The sequence below is a fragment of the Streptomyces sp. NPDC015032 genome (genome assembly GCF_043080425.1).
Lineage (GTDB): Bacteria > Actinomycetota > Actinomycetes > Streptomycetales > Streptomycetaceae > Streptomyces.
Genome location: NZ_JBIBVN010000018.1, coordinates 87267 through 103215, shown reverse-complemented (window position 1 = coordinate 103215; position 15949 = coordinate 87267). Strand labels below are relative to the sequence as shown.

At 70.9% G+C, this 15949-nt stretch carries 11 protein-coding genes; 2 read left to right on the top strand and 9 right to left on the bottom strand.

Translation table 11 applies throughout. From position 1 onward, the window contains the following. Positions 1–231 precede the first annotated feature (231 nt). The gene (locus ACF08M_RS24270; RefSeq protein WP_392187372.1) at positions 232–1698 is read left to right on the top strand and encodes an aminopeptidase P family protein; all 1467 of its coding nucleotides are present in this window, start codon (positions 232–234) and stop codon (positions 1696–1698) included. A gap of 238 nt (positions 1699–1936) precedes the next feature. Here ACF08M_RS24270 and ACF08M_RS24265 read toward each other — a convergent pair whose 3' ends face one another. From ACF08M_RS24265 to ACF08M_RS24235, 7 genes are all read right to left on the bottom strand, one after another. Then, entirely contained in the window at positions 1937–2665 is a 729-nt protein-coding gene (locus ACF08M_RS24265; protein WP_392187371.1) for a GntR family transcriptional regulator, read from the bottom strand. An 89-nt stretch (positions 2666–2754) separates the two neighbouring features. Continuing rightward, positions 2755–3717: an ornithine cyclodeaminase family protein gene (locus tag ACF08M_RS24260; protein ID WP_392187370.1), complete on the bottom strand. Its 963-nt coding sequence runs from the start codon at positions 3715–3717 to the stop codon at positions 2755–2757. Then, positions 3714–4715 carry a proline racemase family protein gene (locus ACF08M_RS24255; RefSeq protein WP_392187369.1) on the bottom strand — a complete coding sequence of 334 codons (1002 nt, stop codon included), beginning with the start codon at positions 4713–4715 and terminating at the stop codon, positions 3714–3716. Before ACF08M_RS24255 ends, ACF08M_RS24260 begins: the two co-directional genes overlap by 4 nt. A gap of 91 nt (positions 4716–4806) precedes the next feature. Next, positions 4807–5715, bottom strand: coding sequence for a dihydrodipicolinate synthase family protein (locus ACF08M_RS24250; protein ID WP_392187368.1), 909 nt, complete (start codon positions 5713–5715; stop codon positions 4807–4809). Positions 5716–5931: 216 nt separating this feature from the next. Then, a complete protein-coding gene (locus ACF08M_RS24245; protein WP_392187367.1) occupies positions 5932–7410 on the bottom strand; it encodes an NAD(P)/FAD-dependent oxidoreductase in 1479 nt (492 codons plus the stop codon). After that, the gene (locus ACF08M_RS24240) at positions 7391–7717 is read right to left on the bottom strand and encodes a (2Fe-2S)-binding protein (RefSeq protein WP_392187366.1); all 327 of its coding nucleotides are present in this window, start codon (positions 7715–7717) and stop codon (positions 7391–7393) included. Before ACF08M_RS24240 ends, ACF08M_RS24245 begins: the two co-directional genes overlap by 20 nt. Further along, entirely contained in the window at positions 7714–8892 is a 1179-nt protein-coding gene (locus ACF08M_RS24235; RefSeq protein WP_392187365.1) for an NAD(P)/FAD-dependent oxidoreductase, read from the bottom strand. The genes ACF08M_RS24240 and ACF08M_RS24235 overlap by 4 nt, the downstream gene beginning before the upstream one ends. 157 nt (positions 8893–9049) lie before the next feature. Between ACF08M_RS24235 and ACF08M_RS24230 the strand changes: the two genes are divergently transcribed. Then, a complete protein-coding gene (locus ACF08M_RS24230; protein ID WP_392187364.1) occupies positions 9050–12259 on the top strand; it encodes an alpha-mannosidase in 3210 nt (1069 codons plus the stop codon). Between the two features lie 71 nt (positions 12260–12330). Here ACF08M_RS24230 and ACF08M_RS24225 read toward each other — a convergent pair whose 3' ends face one another. After that, complete coding sequence (locus ACF08M_RS24225; protein ID WP_392187363.1) at positions 12331–14073, bottom strand: pyruvate dehydrogenase; 1743 nt, start codon at positions 14071–14073, stop codon at positions 12331–12333. A gap of 65 nt (positions 14074–14138) precedes the next feature. Then, on the bottom strand, positions 14139–15818 hold the full coding sequence (locus ACF08M_RS24220; RefSeq protein WP_392187362.1) for a protein phosphatase 2C domain-containing protein: 1680 nt from the start codon (positions 15816–15818) through the stop codon (positions 14139–14141). Positions 15819–15949: the final 131 nt, after the last annotated feature.

Below are 15949 nucleotides of genomic sequence, written 5' to 3'. Positions count from 1 at the left end.
TGGTGACCGCGCGACAGTGCGCGGCTGTGGGGGATCGCGCGGGGTGAGGCCGGACCGGGCCCATCTGCGTGCTATGGCATGGACACGACCTCATCCGGGCTGCGCGCTGTACAATGGCACATGTCACATGTTCTTTGGAAGCCCTCTGGCGCACATTCATCTCCGCGCCAACTCATCGCCGCATCAACGGATTTCATGAGCGCCACGACAGAGCACAGAGGAGCCATGCCCGTGCCCCGTTCCCTCTCCGCACCCCGCACCAGCAGTCATGACCTGCCGGTTTCCCCTGCGTTGGACGCCTTCATGAGCACGGCGTGGGCGGACACCCCGCTACCGGCGGACATCCGCGTTCCCCCGTACGACGTCACACCCGCCCGCCGTGCCCGGCTCGCCGCCCGCTTCCCCGGCGAACGCCTGATCATCCCGGCGGGCGCGCTCTCGGTCCGGTCCAACGACACCGACCACCGGTTCCGTCCGCACACCGGATACGCCTGGCTCACCGGGCTCACCGGCGAGGACCAGGCCGGCCATGTCCTCGTCCTGGAACCCGACGGCGACGAGCGGCACGAGGCGGTGCTGTACCTGCGGCCCCGGTCACCGCGCACCGGTCACGAGTTCTACCGCGACCGCCGATACGGGGAGTTCTGGGTCGGGCGGCGGCCCGACCTGGCGGAGGCCACCCGGATGACCGGCATCCGCTGCGCGCACCTGGACGCCTGGGAGAAGCTGCTGACCGGACCGCAACCCCCCGTACGGGTACTGGGCGGCGTGGACCCGACCGTCGACGAACTGCTGCGCAGCCGAGGTCCGTCCATACCCGGACGGTCGGCTCCGGCCGGACTGGCGGCGGTGCTCAGCGAACTCCGCCTCGTCAAGGACCCGTGGGAGACGGATCAGTTGCAGCACGCCGTGGATGCGACGGTGGCAGGGTTCGAGGACGTGGTGCGAAGCCTCCCGCAGGCGCTGCGGCACCGACGCGGCGAGCGCTGGATCGAGGGCGTCTTCGATCTGCGGGCCCGGCTGGAGGGCAACGGTCCGGGCTACTCCACGATCGCCGCAGCCGGGGCGCACGCCTGTGTCCTGCACTGGATCCGCAACGACGGAGCACTGGAGCGCGACCGGTTGCTGCTCCTGGACGCCGGGGTGGAGACCGACTCGCTCTACACGGCCGACATCACCCGCACCCTGCCACTGTCCGGCCGCTTCTCGCCCGTTCAGCGCAGCGTATACGAGCTGGTACTGGCCGCGCAGGAGGCGGGCATCGCCGCCCTGCGCCCCGGTGCGCGGTTCCGTGACTTCCATCTGGCGGCCATGCGGGTCATCGCCGAAGGGCTGCACGAATGGGGCGTGTTGCCGATGTCCGCCGATGAGGCGCTCGACGCCGACAACGGCTTCTACCGCCGGTACACGCTCTGCAGCAGCGGCCACATGCTCGGCATGGACGTCCACGACTGCGCCCAGGCACGCGCCGACGCCTACCTGGACGGGCGCTTGGAGACCGGCCAGGTGCTGACGGTGGAGCCGGGGCTCTATCTCCAGCCCGACGACGAGACACTGCCCCCGTCGTTGCGCGGTATCGGGGTGCGGATCGAGGACGACCTCGTGATCACGGCCGACGGCGCTCGCCTCATGTCGTCCGCGCTGCCGCGCACCGCCGACGGGATCGAGGAGTGGATGGCCGCCCTGCTGGACCATTGAGCAGGGATTCGGTCCGAACGGCCCGTTCCAACGGCCTCCCCGGCCCCGCCGGGGCGGCCGGCGAAGGATGGTGCCCCACGGGCCCGCCGGGGCGGCCGGCGAAGGGGACTAAACACGAAGCGCCCCGGGCGCACCGGGGAACATCTCTCGGGCCCCGCGGCGCGACCGGTGGCTCAGAGCCTGTCGGGTGACCTCTGATCGGGCGTGGCCGCCCGATCAGAGGCCACTCGACAGGCTCTCAGGCGTCCCCGACCGGCAGCGTCACCCTTCTGATCCTGGCGCCTCCCGAACCCGTGTCGTCGGCTTCCTCCTCTGCCCAGAGCGACCTGACATGTGACATATGAGCCAGCATGCACCGCTCGGCGCGCTGCGCGTCACCGGCGATCATGAGGTCGAGCAGCTGCACATGTTCCTCGGCCGATGTCGTCAACTGACCCGTCGAGTCGAGCCGGTTGAGTCCGAAGAGCCGTGAACGCTTGCGCAGGTCGCCGACCTCCTCGACCAGTCTGCGATTGCCGGCCAGGCCGAGCAGTTCCAGATGGAAGCGACGGTCCGCCTCCAGGTAGCCGATGATGTCGTGCTCGGCGGCGGCGGCAACGATCGCCAGGGCGAGCGGCCGTAGCGCCTTCAGCTCCCGGGTCTTGCCCATCCGGGCGATGCGGCCGACCGTGGGCACCTCGATCATGGCGCGGAGTTCGGTGAAGTCGTCGAGATCCTGTTCGGTCAGCTCCGTGACCCGGAACCCCTTGTTGCGAACCGCTTCGACCAGGCCCTCGCGGGCGAGGTCGAGCATGGCCTCGCGGACCGGGGTGGCGGACACCCCGAACTCGGCGGCCAGCGTGGGGGCGGAGTAGATCATGCCCGGACGGAGGTCCCCGGCGATCAGGGCCGCCCTGAGGGCGTTCGCCACCCGGTCGCGCAAGTGCTCTTGCGCCGAGATGGCGTTGAGCGTCGTCAGGCGGGCCATATGTGTTCCTCCAGCGCCGTACGGGCCCTCAGAATACAATGTCACGTTTCCCACTCGGGCCCGTCGCTCCCTGCCTGTGGACAACTCGCTCAGGGGGCTGAATTCCGGTGCACCGCAGCGGCGACCGCGAGGTCTTCCCAGCCCATCCCGACGCTCTTGAAGAACTTGGGACGCGCGTCGGCGACCGGCTGCCCGTCGGCAACCGGCTTCTCGCCGGGAAGCCGACCGGCCACCAGATCCGCGAGGGTGCCGGTGATGTCCCTTGCGCCGAAGGCCCCCTCTGCCATCGGGATCAGCAGGTCTCCCGCTTCCGACAGGGCTGCCGCCCTCGATTCGACGAACACGGCGGAGCGCGACACCAGAGCGGTGTCGACCTCCCGGGCATCCGGGGTGTGCGAGCCGACCGCGACGACCGTCGCCCCGTCCGGCACGAGGGTGCCGTCGAACAGCGGAGCCGCGGACGTGGTGCAGCAGAGCACCAGATCGGCCGTGGCGACCTCCTCCGCCCCGTACCCCTCGGCCGCACGGGCGTCCACGCCGAGCCCGCGGGCGTGCTCCACGAGTGCGTCGACCCGGCGCGGGGTCCGGCCGATCACGGTGACCTGTTCGACGTGCCGTTCCGCGAGCACCGCGGCGAGGTGCCCGTACGCCTGCGGGCCCGTCCCGAAGAGCACCATGTGACGCAGTACGGGCCCGGTGAGGTGGCGGATCGCGAGCGCGGACACGGCCGGTGTGCGCAGCGTGGTGAGCGCGGCTCCGTCGAGCAGGGCGAGCGGCAGCAGGGTGGGGCCGTCGAGCAACAGGTAGCTTCCGGTGATCCGGGGCAGGCCGTGTGCCGGATTGCCGGGGGCGACTCCGGCGATCTTCACCCCGGTCACCCGCCGGGTGGTGGCGGGCATGATCAGCAGCTCCCCGCCCGGCACGGTGACATGGTGCCGGGCGGGAGACGCCTCCGGATCGAGTCCCCCGCTCAGCGCCGCCTCCAGGGCGTCCACGGCTCCGGTCGGTCCCAGGGCCTCGATGTCGTCGGCGCCGAGCAGGGGCAGGTTCACAGCAGGAATCCTTCGGGGAAGGGGTCGGACGGGTTCAGAAAGAATTGTGCGGTACCGGTGATCCAGGCGCGGCCCGTGACCTTCGGGACGACGGCGGGCAGCCCACCCACCGTGGTCTTCCCGGTGAGGCGCCCGGTGAACGAGGTTCCGAGGAAGGACTCGTTCACGAAATCGGTGTCCAGGGGCAGTTCGCCGCGTGCGTGCAGTTGGGCCATCCGCGCCGAGGTGCCGGTTCCGCAGGGCGACCGGTCGAACCAGCCGGGGTGGATCGCCATCGCGTGCCGGGAGTGGCGGGCGTCGGAACCGGGTGCGATGAACTGCACGTGTTTGACGCCGTGAATGTCCGGGTCCTCCGGATGAACGGGCCGGTCGGCCGCGTTGACCGCGTCCATCAGCCCCAGTCCCGCCGCCAGGATGTCGTCCTTGCGGTCCCGGTCGAAGGGCAGCCCGAGGTCGGACAGGTCCACCATCGCGTAGAAGTTGCCGCCGTAGGCGAGGTCGTAGCGGACCGGTCCGTGGCCGGGGAGGTCCACCGTCCGGTCGAGCGCGACGCTGAACGCGGGAACGTTGGTCAGCGTGACGGCGGTGGCCGCGCCGTCACGCACCTGTACGTCGACGCTGACGAGTCCGGCCGGGGTGTCCAGCCGCACGGTGGTGACGGGTTCGGTGACCTCGACCATGCCGGTCTCCACCAGAACGGTCGCGACGCCGATGGTGCCGTGCCCACACATCGGCAGGAACCCGGACACCTCTATGTAGAGGACGCCGAAGTCCGCGTCGGGCCGGGTGGGCGGCTGAAGGATCGCGCCGCTCATCGCGGCATGGCCGCGTGGTTCGTACATGAGGAGCGTACGCACGGCGTCCCGGTGCTTCTGGAAGTAGCTGCGCCGTTCGGCCATCGTGGCACCGGGGATGGTCCCGATGCCACCGGTGATGACGCGGGTGGGCATGCCCTCGGTGTGTGAGTCGACTGCATGGAATATGTGACGTGTCTGCAAGGCTCCCCCAGGGTTCGCCAAGAAGAAGACGAAGAGCGCAAGGCATGGGCCGGGTCGGACATCGGCGGGGCGTACGGCGTCGGAACGGAGTTCAGACGAGGCCCCCGGCCAGCGCCTTCTCCGTCGCGGCACGTACGGCGGCCGCGTCGTCTTCGGGCAGGGGCAGGCGCGGCGGGCGGGTACGGCCGCCGTGGCGTCCGGCAACGTCCATGGAAGCCTTGATGGCCTGGACGAACTCCGGCTTCGAGTCCCACCGCAGCAGGGGGTGCAGCTCCCGGTACAGCGGCAGCGCTGTTGCCATGTCACCCGTCACAGCCGCCCGGTAGAGCTCGACGCAGCAGGAGGGCAGCATGTTCGGGCAGCCGGCGATCCAGCCGACGGCCCCGGCCAGTGCCAGTTCCAGCAGTACGTCGTCGGCGCCCACGAGCACGTCGAGGCCGGGTGCCTGTTCGGCGATCTCGTAGGCCCTTCGGACATCACCGCTGAACTCCTTGACCGCCACGATGCTGCCCTCCTGGTGGAGTGCGGCGAGCAGGCTCGGTGCCAGGTCCACCTTGGTGTCGTACGGGTTGTTGTACGCGACCACTGGAACCCCGACTCGGGCCACATCGGCGTAGTGGGCGCGGACCGCCTCGTCCTCGCACCGGTATCCGTTGGGCGGCAGGAGCAGTACGGAGCCGGCACCCGCCTCCGCGGCCTGTTCCGCCCAGCGCCGTGACTCCGCGCTGCCGTAGGCGGAGACACCGGGCATGACGCGGCTGCCGTCGCCCGCCGCGTCGACGGCGACCCGGATCACCTGCTCGCGTTCGCTGTCGGTCAGGGTCTGGTACTCCCCCAGCGATCCGTTGGGCACCACCCCGTCGCAACCGGCCGCGATGAGGTCTTGCACGTGCGCGCCATAGGCGTCGTAGTCGATCGTGCAGTCGTCGCGCAGGGTGATCGGCGTGGCGACCATGACACCGTGCCAGGGGCGGGTGCGGGGGTGGGTGTTCGTCTGCATCGTAGCTCCTTGAGAGGTGTGACATGTCACAGAGTGGTGACAGGGAAGCATGGACGGCGGTGGGCGGCGCCGGTACCGACACGCGTCGGTACGTGGCTGTTCTGGTGCGCCGCCAGGTTCTGCCCAGGCGGTTGTGTCCGGCCGGTTCGGTCCGGATGGTTCTACCCGGCCGATGGTGTCCGGCTGGTTCGATCCGGGTGATTCTGTCCGGATGGTCTACCCGGGGTCGGACAGGTCGGCGAGGGTGGACAACTTCACGGGGCAGGCCAGTGGGCGCCGGTCGGGGCCGTCCGGCGTGTCACCGGTGCCGTGTCCGGTGCTGTGCGCGCCGGCCAGTTCACGGACGGCGAATCCGCACGTCCGGCCCTGGCACCACCCCATTCCGGCCCGGGTGAGAAGTTTGACGGATCTGGTGTCGGCAGCACCGAACTCCTCGCACGCGGTGCGGATCCGGCCCGCAGTGACCTCTTCGCAACGGCAGACCTCCGTGTCACCGGTCAGCCAGGCGTTCCACCCCTCCCCCGGCCGGTGCACGGCAGCCATCAACGCGGCGAAGGCCCGCATGCGTCGCCGGGACCGAAGCAGGGCGACCGCTCGGCGCGCCTCTCCCCTCCGCATCCCGCCCCGCAGTTCCCGAATGACCGACAGCGCGGCCAGCTCGCCCTCGCAGAGGGCGAGTTCAACGCCTCCGACGCCCCCGGTCTCGCCCGCCGCCCAGACACCCCGCGTGGTGGTCCTCAGCTGCTCGTCCAGGACAACCGCGTGCGTACCATCGGCGGACACGCGCGTACCGCAGCCCGCGGCCACGGCGAGTTCCAGCTGCGGAACGAGCCCGTGCCCCACGGCGAGCGCGTCGCAGGCGATCTCGCGGTCGGAGCCCGGCACGGGACGCCACCGGCGGTCCAGCCGGCTGACGGTCACTCCTTCCACCCGGTTGTCGCCGTGCACGTCGGTGACCGCCCGGTGAGTCAGCACGCGGATTCCGGAGCGGGTCAGCGCCGCCGCGTACCGGAGCCCTTCCGCCACCTTGCCGGGGTTGGTGGCCAGCACCCGGGGGGCGCGTGCGTAGCCCTCGTATCCGGACGCTTCGATCAGTGCCGGAACGCTCGCACCGGCGCGCGTCAGCGACAGTGCGACGGCCTGCAGGAGCGGACCGCTCCCCGCCACCACGATCCGGCGGCCGGGCAGCACCAGGCCGGACTTGAGCATCGCCTGGGCTCCGGCGGCGCTCACCACACCCGGAAGTGTCCATCCGGGGAAGGGCAGTTGGCGTTCGTGAGCACCTGCCGCCAGCAGCAGTCGGCTTGCCCGGACAGCGGAGCGGCGTTCCCCTTCGGCTCCGGTTACGGCGTGCAGGGTCCAGTCGCCGCCGACGGTTCGTTCGACCGTCCACACGTCGTGGCCGGGGAGATGACGGATCGCACCGGAACCACGGTGCGCCGCCAGCCGGGAGGAGAGTTCGGCGAAGGCGGGCCAGCGGTGGTGGAGCGCGGCGGGCCGGGTGGCTCCGAGCCCGTCGGCCGGGCTGCGGTAGTACTGACCGCCGGGAGCGACGGCCGCGTCCAGCAGGACCACATCGAGCCCGTGGTCGGCCGCTGTCACGGCCGCGGCCAGACCGGCGGGGCCGGCGCCCACCACGGCGAGTTCAGCGCGGTCCGGGTCCGGTGTCCGGCGTTCAGCCGTCGAGTGGGGCATGCCCGTCGCCCTCCTGCGTGGTGATGGCGTCGCCGGGACGCGCGGGGAGCAGGCAGGCGCGCTGGTTGGGGCGTCCGTTGACGGTGGCCAGGCAGTCGTAGCACGCGCCGATGCCGCAAAAAGCTCCCCGGGGCCGGCCGTGGACCCGCGTGGTGCGCCAGGTCAGTATGCCCGCCGACCAGAGTGCGGCGGCGATGGTCTGGCCCGGCAGTCCGCGGATCGGGCGCCCGTCGAAGGTGAGCCGGAATTCCGGTTCGGGCCGGGCCCCGACGAGTTCGGCAGGGGTACGTGCACGGGTGCGTCTCACAGGTTCCTCTCCTGGGGCACGGGGGCCGCGTCGAACCGGTCGGGTGCGAAGGGGCCGAGATCGAGTACCGGCTGCCGGCCGCTGATCGCGTCGGCGATCAACCGACCGGTCGCGGGGGCAAGCCCGACCCCGGCTCCTTCATGGCCGCAGGCATGGAAGAGGCCCGGTACCCGGGGGTCCGGGCCGATCGCAGGCAGATGATCGGGCAGATAGGGGCGGAACCCGTGGTAGGCGCGCAGCACCCGCACATCCGCCAGTACGGGGAACAGTGCGGCGGCCCGGGCGGCCAGCCGGGCGATCACCGGTACGGACAACGTCCGGTCGTAACCGACCCGTTCGCGGCTGGCCCCGATCAGCACCGGCCCCGCGGGGGTTCCCTCCACCACGGGCGAGGTCTGCAACGCCGCGGATCCGCTGGACACATCGGCCACATACTCCGCCGCATAGACCTTGTGCCGGATCAGGCGCGGCAACGGCTCGGTGACCAGTACGAAGCCCCTGCGCGGCAGGACCGGCAGGTCCACCCCGGCCAGCGCGGCCACCTCGCCGCCCCAGGTGCCGGCCGCGTTGACGACCACAGGGGCGCGCAGTTCGCCCCGTGCGGTGCGCACCCCGCGTACCGCACCCTTCGGATCCCTGAGTATCGCGACGACCTCCTCGCCGGAGTACAGGACCGCTCCCGCGTACCCGGCCGCCTGCAACAACCCGGCTGCGGCCAGGGCCGGTTGGACCTGGGCATCCTGCGGGTAGTGACAGCCTCCGGCCAGGTGCGGCGCCACGTGGGGCTCGACGTCGCGGAGCCGGTCGGATGTGACGTGGTACGCCTCGACTCCGGCTTCCCGCTGGCCGGCGGCCGTCGCGGACAGAGCGGCCAAGGACTCCTCGGACGCCGCCACGACCAGGCCGCCCTTGAGCTCGTACTCGATGTCAGCGGGCAGTTCTTCCGACAGTCGGCGCCACAAGTCGGCGGAGTGCAGGGCCAGTTCCAGTTCCGGTCCCGGCAGTTTGTCGGAGACCAGGAGGTTGCCCTCCCCGGCTCCGGTGGTGCCTCCGGCGACCGGCCCGCGGTCGACGACGGCTACGGACAGTCCGGACCGGGAGGCGTAGTAGGCGCAGGCGGCACCGACCACTCCGGCCCCGACGATGACGACATCCAGGGGCTGTCTCGTGAACACGTCAGTAATATGTCACATTGCTTACGAGGCGCCAAGGGTGCGTGCAGGATCAGTTGATCAGCCGTCACCCCGCCGCACCGCTCGCAGGGGTGCGGGTGGCGCCGCGGGGGAAGTGGAGCCATGGACACCGCCCAGGCGCCGACTCCGAGGAGCCGTGATGCACGACGACCGCACCCTGGTGGAGGACCGCCTCGAACGGGCTCTTCACCAGTTCATCCGCCCGGCCCAGTACCCGGCCCGGTCCCCGCTCGCTCTCTCGGTCCGGCACCTCCCCGGCGAACCCGTGCCGGTGGATCGGGCACTGGAGGGAACGTACGAACCGTTCAGCGCGGGTACGGAGTGGGGAAGGCCGTGGTCCACCAGCTGGTTCCGGCTGAAGGGGACCGTGCCGGAGGAATGGGCGGGGCGACGGGTCGAGGTGGTCGTCGACCTCGGATTCTCCGGTCAGGGGCCCGGTTTCCAGGCCGAGGGCATGCTGTACGACGCGGCGGGCGTCCCGCTGAAGGGCATCCATCCGCGTAATCGGCATCTGACGGTCGCGTCCCCGGCGACGGGCGGCGAACCGGTCTCGCTGCTGCTGGAGGCGGCGGCCAATCCGGCGGTGCTGGAGCACGGCTTCGCGCCGACACCGCTCGGGGACGTACTGACGGCCGGCGACCGCCCCCTCTACCGGTTCGCCTCCGCCGACCTCGCTGTGCTGGACGAGGAGGTCTGGCACCTCGTCCTGGACATCGAGGTGCTCAGCGAACTGATGCGGGAGCTGCCGGTCGACCGTTCGCGGCGGCACGAGATCCTGCGGGCGCTCGAGCGCATGCTCGACGCGCTGGACCTGCACGATGTGGCGGGTACGGCCCGGGCCGGCCGGGACGAGCTGGCCGAGACGCTGTCCCGTCCGGCCTCGGCGAGCGCGCACCGGATCTCGGCCACCGGCCACGCGCACATCGACTCGGCCTGGCTGTGGCCGCTGCGCGAGGCGGTCCGCAAGGCGTCACGCACCTTCGCCAATGTCACCGCGCTGGCCCGGGACTATCCAGAACTGGTGTTCGCCGCGTCGCAGGCGCAGCAGTACGCCTGGGTGCAGGAGCATCAGCCGCACGTCTGGGAGCGGATCAAGCAGGCCGTGGCGGACGGGCAGTGGGTGCCCGTGGGGTCGATGTGGGTGGAGTCCGATGCCAACATGCCGGGCGGCGAGGCGCTGGCCCGGCAGCTCGTGCACGGCAAGCGGTTCTTCGAGCGGGAGCTGGGGGTGGAGACCGAGGAGATCTGGCTGCCCGACTCCTTCGGCTACACCGCCGCCTTCCCTCAGCTGGCGCGGCTGGCGGGGGTGAAGTGGTTCCTGACCCAGAAGCTGTCCTGGAACCAGAGCAATAAAATGCCACATCACACCTTCTGGTGGGAGGGCATCGACGGGACCAGGGTCTTCACCCACTTCCCGCCCGTGGACACCTACAACGCCCAGTTCCACGGCCTCGAACTCGCCCACGCGGAGAGGAATTTCGCCGAGAAGGGGGTGGCGACGCGCTCCCTCGTCCCGTTCGGCTGGGGTGACGGCGGGGGTGGCCCGACCCGCGAGATGATGGAGAAGGCGCGCAGGCTCCGGGATCTGGAGGGGTCACCACGCGTCGGGATCGAGAGCCCGTCGGCCTTCTTCGCGGCGGCCGAGGAGGAGTACGGTGCGTCGGCGCCGGTCTGGTCCGGCGAGCTCTACCTGGAGCTGCACCGGGCCACGTACACCACCCAGGCCAAGACCAAGCAGGGGAACCGGCGCAGCGAACACCTGCTCCGCGAGGCAGAGTTGTGGGCGACCGCTGCGACGCTGCGAAGCTCCGGTCACCGCTACCCGTACGAGCGGCTGGAGCGGCTGTGGAAGACGGTGCTGCTGCATCAGTTCCATGACATCCTGCCGGGCTCGTCGATCGCCTGGGTGCACCGGGAGGCGCGCGAGACCTACGACCGGGTACGGGAGGAGCTGGCCGACGTGGTCGCGGACTCGGTGTCCGCACTGGGCCGCCAGGAGGGTCTCGTGGCACTCAACTCCTCCCCCTACCCACGCAGTCAGGTCATCGAGCTGGACGCGGAGGCGAGTACGGTCCTGCCGTCCGGCGCCCGGGTGCAGTCGCTGGGCGGCGGTCGTACGGCGGTGCTGGCCGAGGCGCCCGGGCTGGGTGCGGGCCGGCTGGACGGCTCGGCGGTTCCGGGGCACACGGTCACGGCGTCCGGGTACTCGGGTGAGCCGCCGGTTGGGTCCGCGAGTGCAGCGACGAGTGCGTCTTCGGGTGAATCGTCGGGGGAACCGGCGGGCGGTCCGGCCGCCGGCTCGGCGCGCGAAGGCTTCGTGCTCGACAACGGGCTGCTGCGGGTCGTCATCGACAGCGACGGACTGATCACCGCGGTCCGTGATCTCGACGCCGGGCGGGACGTCCTCGCCCCCGGTCACCGGGCCAACCTCCTCCAGCTGCACCCGGATCACCCCAATCGCTGGGACGCCTGGGACATCGACCGGCACTACCGCCGCACCCGCACCGATCTCACCGACGCCGAATCCGTCGAACTGGTCGAGGAGGGGCCGTTGCGGGCCGCCGTCCGTGTCACGCGGTCGTTCGGGGCGTCGCGCGCCGTGCAGGAGATCCGGCTGGCCGCGGACAGCCGACGGATCGACATCGAGACGGAGGTGGACTGGCAGGAGTCGGAGAAGGTCCTCAAGGCGTCGTTCCCGCTCGATGTGCACGCCGAACGGTCCACATCCGAGATCCAGTTCGGGCACATCCATCGCCCCACGCACGAAAACACCGGCTGGGACGCAGCCCGTTTCGAGATCTGCGCCCACCGCTGGCTGCGGGTCGCCGAACCGGGGTACGGCGTCGCCCTGCTCAACGACTCGACGTACGGGCACGAGGTGACCCGTACCCCGCACGATGCCGGCCTCGGCACGACCGTACGGCTGACTCTGCTGCGCGCCCCGCACAGTCCGGACCCGGAGACCGACCTCGGTACGCACCGGTTCACGTACGCGCTGGCGCCGGGCGGCGAGATCACGGACGCGGTACGGGAAGGACTGGCGCTCAATCTGCCGCTGCGGGCGGCCGTGGCCCCGGCCCTGCCGTCACTGGTCAGCACCGGGCATCCGGCGGTCACGGTGGAGTCGGTGAAGCTCGCCGAGGACCGCGGCGGTGATGTGATCGTGCGGCTGTACGAGTCCGCGGGCGGGCGGGCCGACACGACGCTGCGTGTCGGATTCCCCGTCGTACGGGCCCGGATCACCGACCTCCTGGAACGGCCGTTGCATGAGGCGGACGCCGATGAGCACGGTCTTGTACTGTCGCTGCGGCCCTTCCAGATCATGACGGTGCGGCTGACCCCGGCATGAGGCCCGGCCCGGCCCCGCCCCCGGGTTCTGCTCGATGCTGTTGCCAATTGACCAACAGCATCGCGTTCCGTTCAGGGGCGGGGCACGTTCCGCAGGTTGGAGCGGGCCATCTGGACCATCCGGCCGACTCCCCCGTCCAGCACGATCTTGCTGGCGGAGAGGGCGAAGCCGGTCACCATCTCCGCGCTGATCTTCGGCGGGATGGAGAGCGCGTTGGGGTCGGTGACGACATCGACGAGCGCCGGGCCCTTGTGCTTGAAGGCGTCCTTGAGGGCGCCTTCGAGCTGCTTGGGCTTCTCGACCCGGACGCCGTACGCGCCGGCGGCCCGGGCGATCGCCGCGAAGTCCGGGTTCTTGTTGGTCGTACCGAACGACGGCAGGCCGGCCACCAGCATCTCCAACTCCACCATGCTGAGCGAGGAGTTGTTGAACACCACGACCTTCACCGGCAGTTCGTACTGCACCAGCGTGAGGAAGTCGCCCATCAGCATGGTGAATCCGCCGTCGCCGGACATCGACACCACCTGCCGGTTCCGGTCGATGAACTGGGCGCCGATGGCCTGTGGCAATGCGTTCGCCATCGAGCCGTGGCTGAACGAACCGATGACGCGGCGCTTTCCGTTGGGTGAGAGGTAGCGGGCCGCCCAGACATTGCACATGCCGGTGTCGACGGTGAACACGGCGTCGTCGTCGGCGAGTTCGTCCAGCACCGAGGCGACGTACTCGGGATGGATCGGGATGTGCTTCTCGACCTTGCGGGTGTACGCCTTGACCACGCCCTCCAGCGCGTCGGCGTGCTTCTTCAGCATCCGGTCGAGGAACTTGCGGTCGTCCTTGGGCTTCACCCGCGGCGTCAGACAGCGCAGCGTCTCGCGGACGTCGCCCCAGATTGCGAGATCCAGCTTGGAGCGGCGACCGAGGTGCTCGGGCCGCACATCGACCTGGACGATCTTGACGTCGTCGGGGAGGAAGGCGTTGTACGGGAAGTCGGTGCCGAGCAGGATGAGGAGATCGCACTCATTGGTCGCCTCGTAGGCGGCGCCGTAGCCGAGCAGTCCGCTCATGCCGACGTCGTACGGGTTGTCGTACTGGATCCACTCCTTGCCGCGCAGCGCGTGCCCGACCGGGGACTTCACCCGCTCGGCGAACTCCATCACCTCGGCGTGGGCACCGGCCGTGCCGCTGCCGCAGAACAATGTCACACGTTTCGCCTCGTCGACCATCCGGCAGAGCTTCTCGATCTCCTCGTCACCGGGCCGTACCGTCGGCCGCGAGGTGACCAGGGCGTGCTCGATCGACCTCTCCGGAGCGGGCTGCGAGGCGATGTCACCCGGCATCGAGACGACGCTGACCCCGCCTCGGCCGATCGCGTGCTGAATGGCCGTCTGGAGCAGCCGCGGCATCTGCTGCGGGTTGGAGATCATCTCGTTGTAGTGGCTGCACTCCTGGAAGAGCAGCTCCGGGTGGGTCTCCTGGAAGTAACCGAGGCCGATCTCGCTCGACGGGATGTGCGAAGCGAGGGCGAGAACGGGTGCCATGGAGCGATGGGCGTCGTAGAGACCGTTGATGAGGTGCAGATTGCCGGGCCCGCAGGATCCGGCGCAGGCCGCAAGGGACCCGCTGATCTGGGCCTCGGCTCCGGCGGCGAACGCGGCGGTCTCCTCATGCCTGACCTGGATCCAGTCGATGCCCGAATTTCGGCGGATGGCGTCGACGACGGGGTTGAGGCTGTCGCCGACGACCCCGTACATACGCTTGACCCCCGCCCGGACGAGGATGTCGACAAACTGCTCCGACACGTTCTGCTTCGCCATGGATGCGTACCCTTTCCGCGCTTCGGCCTCCGGACTCCGCATCCATCAACCCATGCCGCGCGCGGTTACGCCTCCCAGACAGCGGCACTCGTACGGTCGTCGGAGTACCCCTTCACCCTGAGCTGGGAGTCCGCGAGGAAGGCCGCGAGTCCGGGCGGCCGGTCGGGTGTCCAGCGTTCGGCGAGCTCCCGGGCCAGGGCGGGCTCGCCGCGCAGCGGGTCGGCGAGCCCGGTACTGCACAGCAGTAGCGTGTCCCCCGGTCGGGCCACCGAGGCCCGGAACCGGAACGACTGAGCCGGCGGGGCGGGCGGGCCCGACGGACCCGCGCCGGACGACGACGAGGACGGAGGCGGCGACAGGGACGGAGACGGGGACGGCGACTGCGACTGCGCCCCGAATCCGACCACGGCTGCCCCGTCGGCATGGACGTCACCGGCTTCCGGAACCCCTGGGTCGAGGTCCTGCCAGGCGCCGTCGCGCAGCCGGAAGAGTCCTCCGGCACCGACGCCGAAGAAGATCCTGGTACGGCAGTCGGGATCCGCGGGCAGCAGGAGGCAGCGCAGTCCCGCCGTGTACTGCTCAGGTTCGAGACCCAGCTCGGCGGCGCGGGCACGCAGCTTGCCGTAGCCGCGGCCGGTGAGGCGGTGCAGGCCGGACTTGAGGTCGCCGCGACGGCCGGCCCTTATGTCCTCGGAGAGCCTGACATGGCTGCGGCCCACGGCAGCGCCGATCCAGCGGCAGGCGTCGGCCGCCGCCAGATGCGCCCGCTCCGTGGCGCGGGCCCCGGTGGCGACGGCGACCAGGACGAGCGCGCTCCTGTCGGTGCCGAACCGTACGGTGAGCAGCGCATCTCGGCGGGGCTCGCCCCGGAACCGCGCGGAGTCCCCGCGCACGGAGACGGCGCGCAGGGTGTACGTGCCGTACCGGGCGCCGTCGAGCACGGTGTCGGCGACGAGACCGTCGATCTCCTGGGGGACGGTGGCGGGCAGTTCGGTGGGCTCCGCGTCGTAGGTGGGTGGCCGGTCACCCACGTGGCCGATCGCGGGGCGCCGGGCAGGGACGGATGCGGGCTCCGGCCCGGGTGCTGCTGCGGCATCCTCGGCGACGGGCGCTTGCGGGGCGCCGGTAGTCCCGGTCACTGGCCGCCGGGGCAGGGACGGCACCGGCCCGGACACTCCGAAGGCGACGGGCGGCTGCGGCGGCAGGGACGGCTGATCCGGTGCCGACGGCAGGTCAGGGGCGGCCGGGGGGTCGGCCGGTATCGGCGGTGCGGCGAAGGAGCGCGGCTGCGGCGGTCCGGCCGGGGCCGCCCCCGGGGCATGTGCGCCCGCAGCGGGCGGCTCCCACGGGGCACGCTCCCGCAGCGGCTGAGGCACCGCGGGCGGAGACGAATCCGGAGATGCGACCGGAGGCGGAACCGGAGACGGAACCGGGGATGGTTCCGGAGGCAGAACCGGAGACGGAACCGGGCATGATTCCGGAGGCAGAACCGGAGACGGAACCGGGCATGAACCCGGAGACGGAACCGCGGCCGATTCCCCAGCCCCCTCCCCTTCCCCAGCCCCCTCCCCCGCCCGGCCGCTCCCCCCGCGCCCGCCCGGACTCACCGCGTCCGACGCCGAGTCGAAGCGGTCGTCGAGGCTGTCGGCCGCGTTGGTCGCCCCGGTGTCCCTGGCGGTCTCGTCGTACAGCCTGCGCCACCAGTCGTCCTCGTGGGCGGCGGCCCTCTCCCCCTGCTGACTCATGCCCTTATTGTCGACCGCTCGGGCCGTACGAAAACGGGTCATCCGGAAAACGGGTCATCCGGATACCGCTACCGCGAAAAGGATCCGCCGGGCGTCCCCACCCCCCCACGGGAAGGACGCCCGGCGGACCG

Bases quoted from the DNA above. Each gene is read 5' to 3' on its own strand.
- ACF08M_RS24250 (WP_392187368.1), bottom strand. From the start codon at position 5,715: ATGCAGACGAACACCCACCCCCGCACCCGCCCCTGGCACGGTGTCATG.
- ACF08M_RS24265 (WP_392187371.1), bottom strand. From the start codon at position 2,665: ATGGCCCGCCTGACGACGCTCAACGCCATCTCGGCGCAAGAGCACTTG.
- ACF08M_RS24230 (WP_392187364.1), top strand. From the start codon at position 9,050: ATGCACGACGACCGCACCCTGGTGGAGGACCGCCTCGAACGGGCTCTT.
- ACF08M_RS24245 (WP_392187367.1), bottom strand. From the start codon at position 7,410: ATGCCCCACTCGACGGCTGAACGCCGGACACCGGACCCGGACCGCGCT.
- ACF08M_RS24225 (WP_392187363.1), bottom strand. From the start codon at position 14,073: ATGGCGAAGCAGAACGTGTCGGAGCAGTTTGTCGACATCCTCGTCCGG.
- ACF08M_RS24220 (WP_392187362.1), bottom strand. From the start codon at position 15,818: ATGAGTCAGCAGGGGGAGAGGGCCGCCGCCCACGAGGACGACTGGTGG.